Genomic DNA, 17,672 nt, shown 5'->3' with positions numbered 1-17,672 from the left:
CAAAGTTCTTTTTTCGTAAATATAATTAACAAACTTAATATGGAAAAACATGAAAATTGCAATTGCAGGAACGGGCTATGTAGGTCTTTCAAACGCAATGTTACTAGCGCAACACAATGAAGTGGTTGCCGTTGATATCATCGAAGAAAAAGTAGCGTTACTTAATGATAAAAAATCACCCATTGCAGATGTTGAGATTGAAGACTTTCTTATTAATAAAGCCTTAAAGTTTACAGCGACGCTAGACAAAGAATTAGCGTATAAAAATGCTGATTACGTGGTGATCGCAACACCAACAGATTATGACGCTGAAACTAATTATTTTAATACCAATTCTGTAGAAGCGGTTATTAAAGAAGTGATGGCGATTAACCCAACTGCTGTGATGGTTATCAAGTCAACAGTGCCTGTTGGTTATACTAAGGAAGTTAAAGCCAAGTTCGGCTGCGAGAATATTATTTTCTCACCTGAGTTTTTGCGTGAAGGGCGTGCATTATACGATAACTTACATCCATCTCGTATCATTGTGGGTGAGCAGAGTGAGCGCGCAACAATCTTTGCTAATTTATTAGCGCAAGGCGCAGTAAAAGAAAATATCGATATTTTGTTTACTGATTCAACAGAAGCAGAAGCGGTTAAACTGTTCTCTAATACCTACCTTGCACTACGTGTTGCTTACTTTAATGAGTTAGATACCTATGCAGAGACACATGATCTCAACTCTCGTCAAATCATCGAAGGTGTTGGTTCAGATCCACGTATTGGCGACCATTACTGTAACCCTTCGTTTGGTTACGGTGGTTATTGCTTACCAAAAGATACTAAGCAATTACGTGCAAACTATGCAGATGTACCAAATAACTTAATTGGCGCGATTGTTGATGCAAATACAACACGTAAAGATTTTGTAGCCGATTCCATTCTTGCTAAGACCCCTAAAGTAGTTGGTATCTATCGCTTAATCATGAAGTCGGGTTCTGATAATTTCAGAGCATCAAGTATTCAAGGCATCATGAAACGCATTAAAGCGAAAGGCATTGAAGTGGTTATTTATGAGCCTGCTTATGATGAAGATGAATTCTTCCACTCTAAGGTACATAAAGATTTAGAAGCCTTTAAAGCTGTTGCTGATGTCATTGTATCTAATCGCATGTGTGTTGAGTTAGATGATGTAGCAGATAAGGTTTATACACGTGACTTGTTTGGTTCGGATTAATTCCCTATAAAAATGGTGTGAGTTGGTGCTGACTTATCCTGTGTTTTATCCAATTTAAACCATCGACTGTTAGCACAACGACCAACCTATAAAATTAAAATAACCAATATAGGCGATTCGTTTTAAAATATTGTGTCTGCAAAAATAACATGCAGACACAACGTAATTTTCATTATCTATTTCCCTCTGCTTTATCTCCTACTGCGCACTTGCTTCCATCATCATCTTCGAAAATGCACTGCCATCTCGTCTTGACGCATTCGCTACATAAGGCGCATAGACATCAAATAACAAACGCGTATCACTGTGACCTAACATTTGCGAAATATACAATGGGTTTTCATGGGCAGCGATATGTAATACCGCTGCTGTATGACGAGTTTCATAGGGGCGTCGGCGTCTTAACCCTGCTTTTTTAAGTGTGGGATACCAGATTTTTTTGCTGATATACTGCGTATCAATTCCCTTCCCCTTCGGTGTTGTAAATACAAAAGGGGAGTCATCAGTTTTACTTTTTAACACGCGGCTCAATACGTCAAAGAGTGTGTCACACATTTTTAAATCACGTCTTGATTTAGGTGTTTTTACATCGCAGATTTCACCATTCACATAATTCTGCCTGATACGAATTAAGCGGTGGTCAAAATCGAGATGTTCAACATAAAGCCCGTGCACTTCACAGCTACGCATACCAGTCCAAAAGCGTAATACAAAATAATCATGCCATTCACTTGGTACGGCCGCTAAAAAACGCTCAACTTCCTCTATCGTCATCGGATGTGAATCCGCACTCTCTTCTTTCAATGCTTTGTAACGGCGCAGTGGATAGTCAAACTTATACTCATCACTCGCTAAACTTATCATGGCTATCAACGGCCAAAAAATATTGTTAATGCGACGGTTAGATAGTTTGCGGCTACCGTCACTTTTCAACAGCTCCATCAAATCTTGGCGGTAATATTCAACTTGTGCCAAGGTCACTTCATTAATCAACGTATTACCAAAGATAGGTTTTAAATAACCTTCAATGTTCAGGCGTACCGTATTTTTATAACTGTTTTTCCATTTTGATTTTTGGCGGTCAAACCATTCATCAGCAAAACTATCAAAAAAAGGATAACAACGGTCAGGGTGTTTCGCGCGTTGTAGCGATTCAAACTTACCTATTTTTTTACTATCTGGAAAATAGTCACGGTATTGAAAGGTGCCTAAATCAATCTCAGCATTCATCTTTTTAAGCTGTGCTTTCGCATGATTTAGGTTTTTAGGGGTAGCCGTCATTTTCGTGCCTTCACGAAAACGTTGACCATAAAGATGTAAATCGAATTGAATACGCCCGTTCGGGCGGATGCGGATATGCGCCATAGTACTCTCCATCAAATAGATCTATCCCTATCCGATGGATCACGTATAATGACGCCATCGGCTGGGTTCGGTTTAAACTCTGTGGCAGCCGGTACGAGGCGAAGTGGTTGCCGCCACTTCGTCTCAACTGCAATTTAGTAGGTACAAAGAAACATCCGTTAATAATAACGATGAAAATTTGTACACTTAGTCACTATAATTCAACCTGTTTATTTGTCCAGTTGTTTCTGTCTCATTTTTTCAAAATGAAGATTATGTTTATTTCACTATAACCTTCTTTTTGTTATTGCCCGTTCAGTTGAGATGTTCACAGCCTGGTCGCACATCAAAGCTACACATGAAATCCAAACAAATCATCATCCGGCCCATCACCCTCTCTGTGCGATCCTCCTCCCTCACTATCTTTAGCATTTTTTATTACGGCTTGTGCCTGGCTCATATCATCGGGTGCAGGGTCAATCGCAATACTCGCATAGGGATACTTGTGCGTTATGTCTTTATAAAAACCAAGTTTATATTCACTTTCTTGCCCAATTTCTTTAAGTATGGCGATTTTTATTTTATCCGAAGTCGTTACATCTTTAATTTTAATTGGAATAATATCTCTTAGGTGCAGCATGTATAGTTGTGTTTCAGTAAATGAAATTGCATCTGTAGCGATAGGTATTTCAAATTCATAAGGTTTAACAAAGTTGATAAAATACAACTGTGTTGGCTCTATCAACAGGTGGCTTTGGTTTGCTTGTTTGATTTTGCTATATTTATAATGGAAATGCCCCACACGCTTCTTTAAATGATTAATATCCATGACCATATAACCTAGCAGCTTATAAGCTTTAGGCTCGTTTTTATAAAATTCATCAACACCAGTTAGTGAATGCGTTATAGTGATATTATCGGTCTTAAAGGTGATGTTTTCACCGTGTTGAGCGATTTGAATATGATTGTCGCCCATATCATCACATAGTGTTTTAAGATCATCTGCCGCTGCTTGCGTCAACACCATTGAAGTAGGTATTGGAACATCACTGGGAATGTCATGCAGCTCCAGATTGTTATCGCTTTGCACGCGCATCTCTTTATTCTCTTTATCAAAAGCAACAAACTGAACGGGAGCATGTGGGGTCACTTCATGCAGCAACCTTGATACCTCAAGCGCTCTAACATCTTCATACACATATTCTACTGATTCTTGAATAAACGCCTTATGTGCCTTGCAAAAAGGTGCTAATTCACAGCTTAAAAACTCATTTTTATCGGTGGATATCCCCATCAAATTAGGCGAATCTTGAGCATCGATGAGCTTTAGGAGCATCGAATTTCCTTTGCCTGCATAGGTAGGGATCTGACTGAAATATTCACCATCAACGGTAAAGCGTCTTTTCTTTAATTGATGGTTTTTCGCTAAAGGGAGAGTAAAGTGTAGGTATTGAGGTGCATGGCCGCCAATTAACTGCAAAGTGTTTTTCTTTGGGTCAATAATAAAGCTGACGCAACAATCTGATCCTCTTTTATCAAGTTTGTTACTGATTTTAGCCATTTTATCGCGATATTGATCATCAATAATGAGTATTTCATGCATTGGTTGTTCTCCTATGATGTTAACGTTTGTAAAGCTTGTTGAAGTACAAGCTCCGGTACTGGAAATTTTGGCGTAAGCGTAATACTGAGATGGCTTGCTCCCTCGGGTTGTTTAATGACGGTAACCTTCTCTTTGCCCTTGGCATAACTTGTATTCACTAAGTTCAGTAATCGCGCTACTTTTGTTTTACGGTTCACGGTTAATGCAAAAGAGCAGGCTAACCATTGCCATTCTGGTTGACGAAAGACCGCTTCAAAATAACCGGCATTACGGGCGTTACTTGCAACCTGTATTTGTAGCGAAGAACGGGGAGGCTGGTCTGATGCTATTAGGCTACCTTTGTTGTCCCTGTCGTTAGGCGCTGTAACCTCTCTCTTTCCCGATAGCAACGTAATGGTGCCAAGCCCAGAGAGAGCAGTGCGCTGTGTTTTGCTGAGCGAGCGAGGGCTATGTTTACCTGCGCCCGCCCAAACCTGACTTAATACATTAAAATTAAAATAATTTTTCATGCGCATATTAAGAAAGAGTTGGTCAATAAAGCTCGCGTGCTGTTTAGTCGCTGATTGTCCCCATTGTTGATAATAATATTTAGGGTTTTCATTCGCCTTTTCAGCGACTGACTCTGAGTTATGATTAGTTTTAGTGGGCCATAAATAAGCACGTAATGCGTGTTCGCTAAGCTGTAATGGGTGTTTTTGCTTATCGCTGATAGATAAGTTGCTGTAGTGCTCACTCAACAAAGCAAGTTGACGTGATAAATCGTTAGAATCCGATGATAAGCCAAATAAAAACCGTAACTGTGCATGTGAAAAAGTTTGTTGTGCAGAGCTTGCTTGTTGGGGCCGCAGGTAGGGAAAAAGCCACTGCGTGCCATGCAAGTATGACCAGCGTGTTGTGGCATAATGTTGGTGTCCAACTTGACGCGTGAATTGATCAAACAAAAGGTTGTCGTTAATTTCTCTGTCATCACGCCCCTCAAGCCAGTAGTTAAACTTTTTTCTAACTATCTCTGGTGATAGCATCGGTTTTAAGTCAGCGTATGCACCTAAGTCATGTGTTGGGTGCAGATAGGCGAGTTGTAGCATTTGCTGCTTAGATAAGTGAATGCCACTTTTTCGCAGGTGGTGATAGCGGGCTTTTTGACCACAGTTCACTTTTATCGCTCTGGTGACGGGTAACAGATAATTAAGCTGGCGCGAACTCATTGTCTCTTTATCAAAACCAATTAACGGCACATGAGAGTGACACCCTTTCTTAAGCTGAATAGCAATATGTATTAATATTGCCATTGATTCTGGTAATACAACATCAAGAGTACGTGCTTTGTGGTTTTTTGTGTCGCCCTCTATTGTCTTCATAACAGTTATGCGAAAAGCAGTTGATTTGTCAGATAAAGGGATAATATCTTTGATGCGCAGTCTTAAGGCTTCCCCGCGACGCAACATCGCAAAGTAAGCAATAATCGCACTCACCGCACAATATAACCGCTGCAGTAATGTGCCCTCTGAATGGGTCAATAAGGCATCTACTATTTCGTGCAAGGCTGTTAAAGGAATACGAAAAGGATCGACCGTCGGGGCGAGACTAGGACTTTCAAACGCATCGATATCAAGGTGGTCAGTGAGGGCTTGTGTGGTCAGAAAACGAAAAAAGTAATGCACTAATCCCTTGTGCGTGTCACTTTCTTGCTTCTCATAGACCCGTTTAGCCCATTGCTGCAGTTGTTCTTGGTCGATAGCTACTTCATAGGAGAGTGGCTCATCATTAAAGCACACCTCAATATTACAGTATTTTGTAATGGTTGCTTTAGAGAGTGACTCTCGTTGTACACCACCGTATAAAATCAGCTCTCGACAATAGAGGAAGAGGTAATGTTCAAGCACATTATCAGGCTTTAAATCGGGAATAACACAACTGGAGGTATTGCCCTTATCAAACCGTTGCTTGATTAATTGGCGTTGTGGCCAACGAGGCTTACTGCTCACCGCGATAGCATTGCGTTTTTTATCCGTTAACCAATCCTGCTGATAGAGTGCTGCAAGCAGTTTCTTTTGCTGTTTTGGCGATGGGGGCGTCACATCAAAATCCACATGGCGCTCGGGCTGTGAGATATCCTTGAGCAAGGTTGGCGGTACGTTATCGCGATGATGCCACAGCGATTGAAATAAAGTATGCCATTGAGGTGCGCTACATGCCCCTAAGTGATAAGGCGCTGTTGATATGTGCTCGTTCAATTGATTGAGTAGCTGACGCCGCGTGAGTGATGGCGGTTTTGTTTGGTAATATTTATCTAAAAAGCAATAACTGTGTAGTGTTAAATGATAGCGCGTAAAAGTAGCCTCTGTTTCTTGATAGGTGGTTGATGGTGGCTGGTAATGAAACACCTTGAGTTGTGTTTGCTGGCCTGTACGCTCAAGACAGGCTGGATTATTTAAGATCGCAGTAAGGTGGTTGAGTGACAGTGGTGCAACCTCGAGTGCAATCGTCAATGCCGCCTGTGCAGCGCAGGGGGGAGCCTGATTTTTCAGGACGTTATCTTGCGCTTCCTGATAGCCTTGCCAAAGGTCATAGGCGAGTGCAGCTTGTTCACTCAAGCGGGTAAACCAAACTAAGTCACGATCAACAAACAGCTTTTCAGTACGCTTGGGCAGTTGCCACTGGGCAATATCATAGAGGTACATGAAGATGGCGTTCAGTGCTTGCCGGTAGTGCTTTCGTTTGCCCGTGGGCACTTGATTGATCGCTTGGTTGAGTTGTAGGTAATGTTCATAGGTTAATGTACGCAGCAGCACGCTTTTATCTGGCCATCGTGCGAGTACCCAGTGAAAATCTTCTGGGGTGAGGGCGTGTTGTTGATAAGGTAATAACGTTTCACTGTTATTATGACTGTATTCAAGGTAGGTCAGTACCGTATTGGGCGCTAACTTCAAAATATTATTCATCGACAACCACTCCCTGCCTGCGCAATGTCAGCAAGCCTAATCGCTTAACAAGGTGCTCCAAATAATGGTGTAATGGCATAAGCGAGAGAGGGAATTGGTTATCACTGCCGAGGTGTTCACCTAAATTACTATGCCCCATTAGTCGATCAATTTGCTGCGTAGCAAGGTGGTGAGGCGGTAGGCTCGTTAGCGCGCATTGGGCAAAAAAGTGACGTAACTGATAAGGCACAACACCCGGCCATAACGAATGCATCTTTGTACGTAAAATGCGGGCAGTCAGCAGCTGTTGTTCACCTTGCTCGTCAATCAAGTGCCACATTGCTTGATTTGGTTGGTGGTGTGGGAACTGCATGGTGAGCATTTTTTGTAGCTTTACGTACTCAGTGATTTGCGTTTTAAGGTAGCTACATAGTATGACAGGGCGCCATTGCCCTTTATCAAACACACACACTTTCTCGCCAGCAAAACAGCGACGACGTTCAATCGTGATCGCATGTGTCGGTCGTACGCCCGTTAAGGTAATAAACAGAAAAGCCAGCTGAATCGTTCGCCAGTTGTAGTAAAGACGATGTTGCTCAAGTGTCATGTTTTTTGCAAGATTGTGCGCTTCTACTTTATCGTGTAGCGCGTTAAAAAAGACCACCACGTCATGCTCAGCAAGGCTACGTTGACTGCCGATTTGTATTGACGGGATCGCTTCATACTGTTTACTGCCGTTTTGGGTCTTAAGTTGGTAAACCGTGATGATGCCGTTTTTTTTAAGGTAATTTGCAATGTTAATTGTCGGCTCTGAGAGGTTTTTAGGTTGCCCAAGTAGGCGCGCAGTAAAGTGTTCACTAAGGTCAAGCTGTTTAATCGCGATGATGATCCTTTCTAAGTAACGATTTTGTGCTAAAAATATTTTTTTGCGCAATCGGTCTGTTTCCTCAACTTGATAGGCGGTCGCATTTCTATGATGCAGTCGTTCAGGGCCCAGTAAGACCATTTTAGCGAGCGAAGATAACCCTGCATCTACCTGAATACAGTAGGAAAAGTAGCGGTAGAACACATCGCGTTTATTGCGGTGACAACGGCGGAGTAACAGCGGTGTATTCCTGCATTTTTGTAATTCGTCATAAAAGTGTTTCTTTTCTTGCTGATTGAGCATGGGTGTTTGGTAACTTAAAGAAGAGACAAGTGGCTGAAATAAAACTTGCAGTGCTGTCGGTAGTGGCTGCCAAAGGTAAAGAGTGCCTTGCTGAGTGTGGTAGGGCTGTGCGTACTCAGTCCAAGAAATATTACCATCCTTAAAGTTACGCAAGCAGTGTGCTTCACATTTATCTGCCGTGCTCGCGCGTAGCAGATCTGGAATATCTTTCAGGCTGGTGATGTTATCGAGTTGATCCGTTAACCAGAGATAGAGAAACAACAATAATGCGCGGTGACTGTCATCGTTTGATAGCATGCTTGATTTAGTGAACTTTTTAAAGGCAACCGCTAATGAGGCTGCCGTTTGATGAGTATTTGGCATCACACCGCCCGCATTTTTACCCCTATTTCTTGCCTGTATTGCTGTGAGCTTACCCATGTTGAATACTCACTCCTTTAGTCTCATTAGCTCGTTTCTCTTTTCTGATCGCTGAAGAGTTAATGCCAGCAAATTCAGCTAATATTTTTTTTGATGGGCACTTGGTGAGTATGTTTTTAGCTTGCTCACTACGGTGAAATAAATGAGTGAGTACACCCTTTTGTTGACGATAATTAAACGCAGGCGCGAGCAGTAACGTAGCTATCATTACCTCAGTTAGCTTGTTTTTTGGGACGTAATGTAGTGTGGCGTTCAGCTTATGTGCGTCAGGGTGTTGTTTTAAAATGGCAACTATTGGATTGAGATTGAGCTGCCAATCGGTGCTTTTATCTTCAGCTGATTGACAGACAATCAAAGGGGATAAGCTCAGTAAGGTTTGAGCCATATGAAGCGATAATGTGTGAATATCAACAACGCTATCCAAGGCTAAGTTATCTTGATTGGTTATTTGATCAACGCCAGGGTGATAGCGAAGATTAAGTTTACTCAGTGCTCTACTTTTTACTCTTATTCCCATTAGATCATTCCTTCTGCTTATTGTGTTTGTATATTTAATTAAGTGTGTCAGCGAGGTTGTTAATATTCCGCATTTCAACCATTTACTATTAGGCTATCAAGATGAAATGATTTTCCAAAATGGCTAAGGTCATTTGGGAGGCTGTATTTCATCGCAACGGTTTCTTTTTTTTAAAAGGATATTGTTGTTTTAGCCAGTCAGTAGGAGCTTAACGGATGCAGATTTTAGCTGTGACGATTTACTCCTTCTTTATAGGGGGGGGTAATCACCGTTGATAATCTTAGCTTTTAAAAACAATGGTTTGCGTTATTATTTTGTTTTTTTTGGGAGGGTGAAAATTACTATTTCTGATTTGGGTTGTGAGGTATAGCACTTAAATTGGCTGTTTTTACAAATTATTCTCTATTTCAAGTTGGCGCATGGAGGTGATTGGTAAGTCGGTATATAATTGAAGGAATTTAAAATACGACTAAAGAGGGATCATTTTATGTTTGATTTGTTGGTTATCTTTATCATTTCAATGGTAATGCTGAGTATCACCATTCATTATAAAAAATCAGCCCCTTTAAAATGGTTCGGTTTAGTGATGTTGATTGGCGGTAGTTCGTTATTGATATCAAACTTAGTGGTCGAAAGCACCGATGACTCGATTGTCATCAATCTTATCTTTTCGATGGCGATAGGGCTACTTTGCTGGTTAAAGGCAATGAAAATGAAGGAATAATCATTAATCCGCTCATGCTTGCTATGCTGTTATTTTTGCCCTCGTAATTTTTAGCTATCACTCCTCATAAATAGGCGGCAGCACTGTTTTTAATAGCCCAGAGAGTAAATTACATACTAAATCACGTTAAATAGGTTGGGAGGCGAGGTGTTGTCATTCAAAGCTGGCTACCACTAGTCGAAGGTAGGAAGTACTCGGGCATTAACCATGCTGACGCCTGAAAAATATCAGAGTATACCTTCCTTCTTTTTTTAAAAATCCTAAATATAGCTATTTAATGAGTCATCTATTAACTTTCCAAAACAACTATTTAGCTCTTTAATTTTCTTCCTTACAGTGTGTGCTGTCGTTGATATACCAGCGTGTTGTGCTAGCTTTAGCATAGAATCACGACCTATCCCTGGATTATCAGAAATTAATTTTTCTAATGCAGCTTCATTCGCTGCTTGTTTAGCCTTAATAGGTGCATTTTTAGCTTGAAGCTCACTCAACATGTTACGATCGATAACGTAATTATCGGCTTTATCTTTACTATAAACAGACATGATCTCCTCTACACTTAGATCAATGCACTTACAATTAATTGGCTTGTTAGTATTTTTTCGTAATAACGTATTGATTGATAAAGGGGCAGTTTTCGTACATTGACCTATGCAGAAAACAGAAAACTTGTCTTTTCCTACTTTTCTAGGGGGCCAAGAGTGCTCTTTTTGTGTTGAATCCATTGAAACGAATAAGCCAAATTTCGCCGCTGCTTTTAAAGCTCGAGTCTGACTCGCTTTTTCACCCGTACAGCATCTGCCTCCTTTAGCCTGCATTTTGGCGCTTGGCGTCGCCAAAACAGGTGATTCCTGATGTTCACATTGGAACGCCATGCATGTTGTAGAATTAATATAAGGAAATGTATCCAAAATAGTAATTCCCTTGTTGTTGCAAAATTCTATCAACCTTTTGTAGCCTTTATTATATTTAGCTATCTTTTCATCTCGAAATACATGCTTAATAATCTCTAGTTGTCTAGACAATATTATGCAGTCAGATAAAACTGGAAATAATGTAGAGTTTATCTTTTCTAGTTGTGGCATCAACTGCCTTGCAGTGTAGATAATTGCTTTATCTATTCTGTTAATCTTTTCTAGTTCGCGCGCATCAAACTGGATCAAATGCAGGCCATTATCCATACATTCTTGCTTTTTGAATGTATCATTTTGCTCTTGTGTATGAAAATCTTCCTCTGTGGCATGAAAAGCAGGGGTAAATTCATAATGCTGCGTACCTTGCACTTCTATCGCTAAATCTATCTCCTTGATGTAAAAATCTAAATGCATACTTTTATTGTTAAAAAAATCTGGCGTAAATGATCTTTCATATTGTTCAGGGCTAAGAAAGTAGGCTAAAACACTTTGGACAACCTTTTCATTTCGAGAGTCCTGTTTCGCACACAGCGTGCAACCGTTGACACCACTTCTAGCATTTTGAATATTTGTTTTAACACTCCAGTTATGCTCTGTCACTGAGCATGTGAGCTTAATCTCTGTTGAGCCAGATAGCTTTTTATCGTTTGGAATACCCTTAAAAGGTGGTAAGTGGGTTACGCTACCAACTAAAATATACTCAATGTTAAAGCCAAGCGCTGTTATCTTAGGAAGTGCAGTACTAAGTGTTTCTTTAATATTTTTTTCAGCGCCAATATCAGCACTGCAGCCTTTTCCATTGCAACCTTCCGCTCTCTTTGACATTACATCTCGATACGATTTTTTTGCTGGATTACTGCATCTTGGGCAAATAATCTCTGTATATTTGCGCCTATCAGTTATATCTGAACGCTTGGGTAATATTATGTTTTTAGGGAATTTAACTTGATGAACGGCTATAAATTGATAAAGTCTGGCACCTAAGTGAAGGGCACTTCTTTTACCGTTTAACTCGTTATAACAACAAGCGCAAACCGGCTCTTGTGCAACTATTTTCCTGCTCAAATCTGTACGACTTATTTTTCCCGCATTTATATCTTCAACAGAGTATGCTGCTCGGTGGCGATCACATTGAGTAATAAACCACTCTTTTCCCATTTTGACGATCGTACAGCCAAATTTTTTTTCATATAACTCAAGCTTCATCTTAAACGCTTCTGATTTTAAATTTTTGCTTTTACTCATTACTTCTATTTCAGACTGCTCGAAGATTATTTTCATCTTCGCTATCCACAAATTGAAATGGATAAAGATATTAGTGGGATAATATTGAAACCACATAAAATACATAAAATTATGTGTTTTTTTTTTCTTAACGAAATTTTTTTGTGGTACATGTGAATTTTTCATGTTTATTTGCCTTTCATGTCGGTGCTGTTCGAATAAATTGAGATGTGACAAATATGAGTGTGAAAGGCTTGTTTGTTTTGGTCAAGTTGTTGATTTAGAACTGTTTTTGTTGAAGGTGTAAGACTTTGTATTAATTTAATTGTGGCCTGGTAATTTAAAAGTGAATTATTTGTGATTTGTGTTTGACGGTTTTATTTGCTTGGAAGGCCTGTGTTATTTAGATTAAAGAGTAGTAGAAAGTTGCGTGGTAAATTTTTAAGCGGTTGTTCTTTTTACAAATTATTCAATAGCAGACAATGTTATTTTTAATCATTTATTTCACTCTATTGTTGTTACATAAGTTTTTTTTTGTAAGGGAAGTAGGGGAGAATGAACTGAATATTTTGTGAGTAAATTATTTTGCGGCGTGACATTTAATGTGCTGTATATTGATTTGTTATATTTACATCAATCTTTTGCGGTTTCTTGTGGCGATGTCTTTTTTGCTTTTATACAGTGGATCAAATACGTTGTTGGCCTTCGTTATGGCGTCATTGATTCATGAATGAGATGAAAGTGGAGTGAGACTGTCATGAAGGTGTTTTAGGAGTGAATTGCGCGACGATAAAAGCGATAATAAAAGATATTTTTACTTATAAGGGGACTTTTCCCGAATAGTTTATGCTCCTATTCAACAACCTCTTTAAAAATAATCAGTTAGCCACCTAATAAGACACTTCTTAAGCCGCCATAAGACACTTTTTAGTCAGTCTGTACTAGCTTTGAATGGCTGATAAAAACGGCAAAAAGTCGTTTGTGTCGTAAGACATGAGTTCTAAAAGATAGTGCTCTCGCTGCAGGTGTTACTTTCTTCAGGATTTTAACCGTCTCGATACCATCGACAGGTAAGGAAGGGATATCGTAAGGAACTTCAGGGTTATTAATATCTAAATTATCCTATGAGTAACCTACTCGAGAAGACTTATTGTTGCAGTGCAGGTTATTGTTTATTTTTCCATATTTTAAATTGCGATGGTCTAAGGCCGTATCTTGCTAATACACCTTCATGAAGCCGTCTTAACTCTTCAATAATGAGTGATGTTAAATTTTCTAATTCAGTGCTCACTAACTCTGTGTTGAGGCCTTTGCGGATCTCATCCTCGGGATCATTATCTGGGTGAGTGATGACTTGATATATGACCTGCTTAATTATATTTCTATATTCTAAACGCATAGGATCCGGTTCAGCTAATTGCTGTTTCAGGGCTATATACTCCTTTGTTGATCGTTCATAGGCCCATACATAGAGATCGCGTAATAGTTCAATTCTATTCATCTCATAAACCCCGAGAGTTGCACGACTGTAAGCTTCTTCGGGTACATCTAAAAATGTGAGCGGGCATAAATTAGCACGAATTAAAGGTAAATTAGCGGCTAGCCGAGAAGTACGTTTATTGACGTCTGCAAAGGGTTGTAGATAGGGAATATGTACCATCATAAAAAATGATTGTTCAAATGGATCTGCGATTAAATCTGCCTTGCTTAACAATAAGTCGAGTAATTCGGCAATCAACACATCACCGGAAAGTGGCCTAAATACACTTTTTCCTATATCGACCTGGTGTTGGCGAATTCGTCCCTCATCAAATGGGTTTGGTAATAAGTTTTCAGATAATATGCTATGTAAATTTAAAATCGTATAACGATTAAAGCCGATAGATTCGGGGTTATCGACTAGCAATTCAATCGCTGTTTTGTGATTTAAGATCATCTGGGTTTCAATGTTTGCTTTTCCGGCCGCTGCTTTACCCTGTTCTATGAGCTCAATAGTATCAAGTCGACTATAGGTATTACCTTCTAAATGGCTTGATGCCCAAGACAGATCAATGAGCAATCGGCTTAATATATCTCTGCCATAAGTGCCTGCAGGCTGTGATGTTTTTCCTGTGTTACCCATTCGGGCAAGCTGTCTGCGTATTGGTTCGGATAAGTAAAAACTTACATTAGGTTCGTAATCATCAATCAGTGAACGTTGATAACCTACCGGTGTTCGAGCCTCTAACGGTTGCTCAATATAATTTAAAATATCTTTGCTGTCGGCAGATAACGGGACATATGCGGGAAATTTATCGGCAATGGTTTCGTCAACATTATTATCTTGTGTTGTAGTTATTGAATCTTGTTGTGAGCTAGCCGCTATATATTTCCTTGAACGGCCAGCACCAATTGCAATAATGGTGTCATTGCTGATTAACTTACTCAAGCTACGCTGAACCGTACGCCTGCTTATACTAGGATGGAGTGTTAATAATTTAGATAGCGACAATGGCACATGGGAAGTTAATATACTTTGTTGTATTTTAAAGCTATTAGGCATGGCGAAGGCACTTTTGTCAGATTGATAGTGACACTATTATGGCACCATTAAGTCTATTTGGCACTATATCTGTCACTATTAAATTAATGGTGACAGATATAGGTATCATATTTTTACTCTGTTTGCTTTATTACTTATTGTAAATTTCCCTCCATCATCATCTTCGAAAATGCACTGCCATCTCGTCTTGAAGCGTTTGCAACATAAGGTGCATATACGTCAAACAATAAACGCGTATCACTGTGCCCAAGCATCTGTGAGATATATAAAGGGTTTTCATGTGCCGCGATATGTAGCACTGCCGCTGTATGGCGTGTTTCATAAGGACGACGACGTTTTAGCCCTGCCTTTTTAAGTGTTGGATACCACAGCTTTTGACTAATATAGTGCGTATCAATAGGTTTGCCTTTAGGGGTAGTAAATACAAAAGGGGAGTCATCTGTTTTACTTGTCATCACGCGACTTAATACTTCATAAAGCGTGTCACACATCTTTTCCAAATTAGCTATCAAGTGCTACTATAGTGATACATTTTTGGAGGTTAGTATGAGAGTAGAGCTAGTAACAACATTAAGCGTCAAGCAACGAAGATCTTATCTGAACTTCATTCTACTAAAGAGCCTGTGTTAATAACGGAACATGGACAACCATCTGCATACTTAGTAGATGTTGATGACTTTGAATTTATGCAAAAACGTATGCAAATTCTTGAGGCTCTTGCAAAAGGTGAGCAGGCAATAAGTCGTGGTGAAACCATGTCTAATATTGAAGCTAAAGAGAAAATGAATAAATGGTTGAAATAGTTTGGACAAACCCAGCTTTAGAAGATCTTAACGATATTGCTGAATATATTGCTTTGAGTAATCTACAGTCAGCTAAAAAGTTGGCTTTGTGTCGTCCCTCAACTAGTCTCCCCAATAAAGTAGATGCGCTCATCTAGCATAAGACAACCAATATTGAATAGTCACCTCTATTAGCCATGATTGTCATTTAATGTGTTGTATTAAGCTGTTCTGTTATAACAATTAAACTAGCTGTAAGCGTGTTTTCAGACTATAAATTTGGCTCCCATAGCACCTTACTCATTGTCTCGTTTAATTGCCATATTCAACGATACTAGCTCTTATATCAGCAATTGTTATAAAGAGTTTGTTGTCTGCATCTTTGAATGTCGTAAAACCATATTTTTCATAGAAATACTCAGCCCCATCTTTTGCATCAACAATGACAACAGGAAATGCGACAGTTTCACTTGCTGTTAATAACTTTCTAAGTGCATCAATTAAAAGCCACTCCCTGAAACCTTTGCCTTTGTATCTGTGATCAACGGCTAACCTGGCGATCAAGCCACCAGACGTTACACTGTGATGTTTTTTTTGTAATTTAGGTGGTAAATCGTGAATATTAATTGGTGTCATCGTTAATGTGTAAAAACCAATAATGTGCTCAGGGCATTGTTCATCTTCAAGCACAAAGGTACGAGTATTGTCTTTTTTAGCTTGTTGGCTTGCCATTACTTTTAAGTAATTATTGAGAGCGGTAATGCCACAATCAAAACGCTTTCTGTCATGTTTAGCTTTTTCTAATTGGACTGTATTCATTATTGAGTTTTGTTCATATAACGTGAAGCAGCTTGTTGTAATTTATCATTTACTTTTGCTGGTTTGTCTAATGCATCCATCAAAGTCATTGCATCTTGCTGACTTAATTGAAGGGATCTTTCACGTTCCATAATTGTTTTTGCTTTTTCTAAAGCAGCACTAACCACAAATGAGTTAATGCTAGACATGCCAGTAATAGCCGCTGCTTGTGCAAGTAACTCTTGCGTATCAAGATCCACACGAGCAGTAATACGAGGTAATGTAGCAGCCATAATTATCTCCATTAAGTGTTAACGTGATACAAACGAATTATATTCTAATTATTGGATCTTTCAACAAGGGTGTCAAAATGGCACATTTGTTTTTTGGGGCAACACTGAGGAATTAGCCAGTAAACTTGGTTATATACTACGGAGCAGCTTTTATTGTATCTACACAGCATGACAATCTCATTTACTGCCAATAGTCATCCCTATTATTGAACTCCCTCTTTCTTTACCTTAGAAACAAACACATCAAAAAAAGGTACGAAAGTGAAACTCTTCTTTAGCGTCTTTTTCCGGTTTTTATATGTCATTGGCCTGATCTCTGTGCATACTTAAAAGATATTCGTATAGATAATGAGTTATCTCAAACAGATGTCACTAAAAAGGTTGGGATACGCCAAGATACAGTTCCAAATTTCGGGCTAACCGCTAACCGCAGGAAAAACCAAGATGGATACCTTTTTAAACTTTTTCTGCACTTGAGTTAGATTTTGAAATTACACCTCGTAATAGCAAAGCTAGCGATGATGAACCAGACTGGAAAGGGGAGTGGTAATTACTTAAAATCTTATAAGCAGGTTATTTTAGTTACCTAAGTTTTGAAGGTATTTAATAAACTCTGAGAAATCACCACTGTCTGCTTTTCTTAGGCCGGAGATATAGGAGGAGCGCTCTTCAGTTACATCCTCAAGTTTGGCATATGCCCATTTTATCGGTTTCTCTTCGAGTAGATAAATTCGAACAATATCAGTGAAGATACGTGAATGACGACCATTACCGTTAACGAATGGGTAGGCGATGCTGAATTCTGGCAGAAAGCTCAAGATTATCGTAGTGTTTGAATTTAACCCAACACTTCGCATCTTCGAGGAAGTTATGTAGATCAACAGAGATATTTTTCGGATCAATGCCAATGTTAAGCTCACGTTGTCGAAAGGTGCCTGCCCACTCCCAAACTTCTCCCAAAAGAGCTTTGTGCAAGTTAGTCACAAAGCCTCGATCAAAAATAGAATCTAGTGTTGGTTTTTTAAGTGTACTTGCCCACATTTGACCTTGAAGTATGTTTGCTGCTTCAAGTTCATTCAATTGCTCACGGGTATTAACATGCTTATGCTTTAGGCCAAGCATGTTATCAGGGGTAAGTGGTGTTGCTCCCTCAGGATTTTCAATCAATGTTGTCACAGAACTATTCGCGATGACATTATTCTGCAC

The 17,672-nt window shown here is 39.4% G+C and carries 14 protein-coding genes and 2 pseudogenes; 4 read left to right on the top strand and 12 right to left on the bottom strand.

All coding sequences use genetic code 11. The features are described 5' to 3' along the window. The first annotated feature begins 49 nt into the window (after positions 1 to 49). Complete coding sequence (locus tag QQK09_RS00480; RefSeq protein WP_284202146.1) at positions 50 to 1,216, top strand: nucleotide sugar dehydrogenase; 1,167 nt, start codon at positions 50 to 52, stop codon at positions 1,214 to 1,216. Positions 1,217 to 1,414: 198 nt separating this feature from the next. On the opposite strand, the gene QQK09_RS00475 is transcribed toward QQK09_RS00480, so the two are convergent. The 5 genes from QQK09_RS00475 to QQK09_RS00455 all read right to left on the bottom strand — a co-directional run bounded on the left by QQK09_RS00475 (position 1,415) and on the right by QQK09_RS00455 (position 9,189). Further along, positions 1,415 to 2,581 (bottom strand): Arm DNA-binding domain-containing protein, encoded by a 1,167-nt coding sequence (locus QQK09_RS00475; RefSeq protein ID WP_284202145.1) that lies wholly within the window; start codon positions 2,579 to 2,581, stop codon positions 1,415 to 1,417. A 331-nt stretch (positions 2,582 to 2,912) separates the two neighbouring features. Then, a complete protein-coding gene (locus QQK09_RS00470; RefSeq protein ID WP_284202144.1) occupies positions 2,913 to 4,163 on the bottom strand; it encodes a hypothetical protein in 1,251 nt (416 codons plus the stop codon). An 11-nt stretch (positions 4,164 to 4,174) separates the two neighbouring features. Beyond that, positions 4,175 to 7,105, bottom strand: a complete 2,931-nt coding sequence (locus tag QQK09_RS00465) for a site-specific integrase (protein WP_284202143.1) — start codon at positions 7,103 to 7,105, stop codon at positions 4,175 to 4,177. Further along, positions 7,098 to 8,672, bottom strand: a complete 1,575-nt coding sequence (locus QQK09_RS00460) for a hypothetical protein (protein WP_284202142.1) — start codon at positions 8,670 to 8,672, stop codon at positions 7,098 to 7,100. The genes QQK09_RS00465 and QQK09_RS00460 overlap by 8 nt, the downstream gene beginning before the upstream one ends. Then, positions 8,665 to 9,189: a hypothetical protein gene (locus tag QQK09_RS00455; RefSeq protein WP_284202141.1), complete on the bottom strand. Its 525-nt coding sequence runs from the start codon at positions 9,187 to 9,189 to the stop codon at positions 8,665 to 8,667. Before QQK09_RS00455 ends, QQK09_RS00460 begins: the two co-directional genes overlap by 8 nt. 487 nt (positions 9,190 to 9,676) lie before the next feature. Here QQK09_RS00455 and QQK09_RS00450 point away from each other — a divergent pair, with 487 nt between their 5' ends. Beyond that, on the top strand, positions 9,677 to 9,913 hold the full coding sequence (locus QQK09_RS00450) for a hypothetical protein (protein ID WP_284202140.1): 237 nt from the start codon (positions 9,677 to 9,679) through the stop codon (positions 9,911 to 9,913). Positions 9,914 to 10,173: 260 nt separating this feature from the next. Here QQK09_RS00450 and QQK09_RS00445 read toward each other — a convergent pair whose 3' ends face one another. The 3 genes from QQK09_RS00445 to QQK09_RS00435 all read right to left on the bottom strand — a co-directional run bounded on the left by QQK09_RS00445 (position 10,174) and on the right by QQK09_RS00435 (position 15,084). After that, on the bottom strand, positions 10,174 to 12,237 hold the full coding sequence (locus QQK09_RS00445) for a hypothetical protein (protein WP_284202139.1): 2,064 nt from the start codon (positions 12,235 to 12,237) through the stop codon (positions 10,174 to 10,176). Positions 12,238 to 13,216: 979 nt separating this feature from the next. Continuing rightward, on the bottom strand, positions 13,217 to 14,479 hold the full coding sequence (locus QQK09_RS00440) for a Fic family protein (RefSeq protein ID WP_284202138.1): 1,263 nt from the start codon (positions 14,477 to 14,479) through the stop codon (positions 13,217 to 13,219). A gap of 248 nt (positions 14,480 to 14,727) precedes the next feature. Next, positions 14,728 to 15,084, bottom strand: a complete 357-nt coding sequence (locus QQK09_RS00435) for a site-specific integrase (protein WP_284202137.1) — start codon at positions 15,082 to 15,084, stop codon at positions 14,728 to 14,730. A gap of 55 nt (positions 15,085 to 15,139) precedes the next feature. On the opposite strand from QQK09_RS00435, the pseudogene QQK09_RS00430 reads away from it, so the two are divergent. Then, positions 15,140 to 15,396: pseudogene (locus tag QQK09_RS00430) on the top strand (type II toxin-antitoxin system Phd/YefM family antitoxin). Then, a pseudogene (locus tag QQK09_RS00425) lies at positions 15,384 to 15,479 on the top strand (type II toxin-antitoxin system RelE/ParE family toxin); the annotation flags it as partial. The pseudogenes QQK09_RS00430 and QQK09_RS00425, both read left to right, overlap by 13 nt. Before the next feature lie 208 nt (positions 15,480 to 15,687). Here the strand turns inward: QQK09_RS00425 and QQK09_RS00420 are convergent. The 4 genes from QQK09_RS00420 to QQK09_RS00405 all read right to left on the bottom strand — a co-directional run bounded on the left by QQK09_RS00420 (position 15,688) and on the right by QQK09_RS00405 (position 17,672). Beyond that, a complete protein-coding gene (locus QQK09_RS00420) occupies positions 15,688 to 16,197 on the bottom strand; it encodes a GNAT family N-acetyltransferase (protein WP_284202839.1) in 510 nt (169 codons plus the stop codon). Beyond that, positions 16,194 to 16,466, bottom strand: coding sequence for a type II toxin-antitoxin system TacA family antitoxin (locus QQK09_RS00415; RefSeq protein WP_284202136.1), 273 nt, complete (start codon positions 16,464 to 16,466; stop codon positions 16,194 to 16,196). The genes QQK09_RS00420 and QQK09_RS00415 overlap by 4 nt, the downstream gene beginning before the upstream one ends. Positions 16,467 to 17,044: 578 nt before the next feature. Next, positions 17,045 to 17,284 carry a hypothetical protein gene (locus QQK09_RS00410; protein WP_284202135.1) on the bottom strand — a complete coding sequence of 80 codons (240 nt, stop codon included), beginning with the start codon at positions 17,282 to 17,284 and terminating at the stop codon, positions 17,045 to 17,047. Next, positions 17,241 to 17,672 carry a hypothetical protein gene (locus QQK09_RS00405; protein ID WP_284202134.1) on the bottom strand — a complete coding sequence of 144 codons (432 nt, stop codon included), beginning with the start codon at positions 17,670 to 17,672 and terminating at the stop codon, positions 17,241 to 17,243. The genes QQK09_RS00410 and QQK09_RS00405 overlap by 44 nt, the downstream gene beginning before the upstream one ends.

Source organism: Psychromonas marina (genome assembly GCF_030161115.1).
Classification (GTDB): Bacteria; Pseudomonadota; Gammaproteobacteria; order Enterobacterales; family Psychromonadaceae; genus Psychromonas; species Psychromonas marina.
Note: the sequence above shows the minus strand (reverse complement) of the source record. Positions and strands in the feature narration are given on the sequence as shown.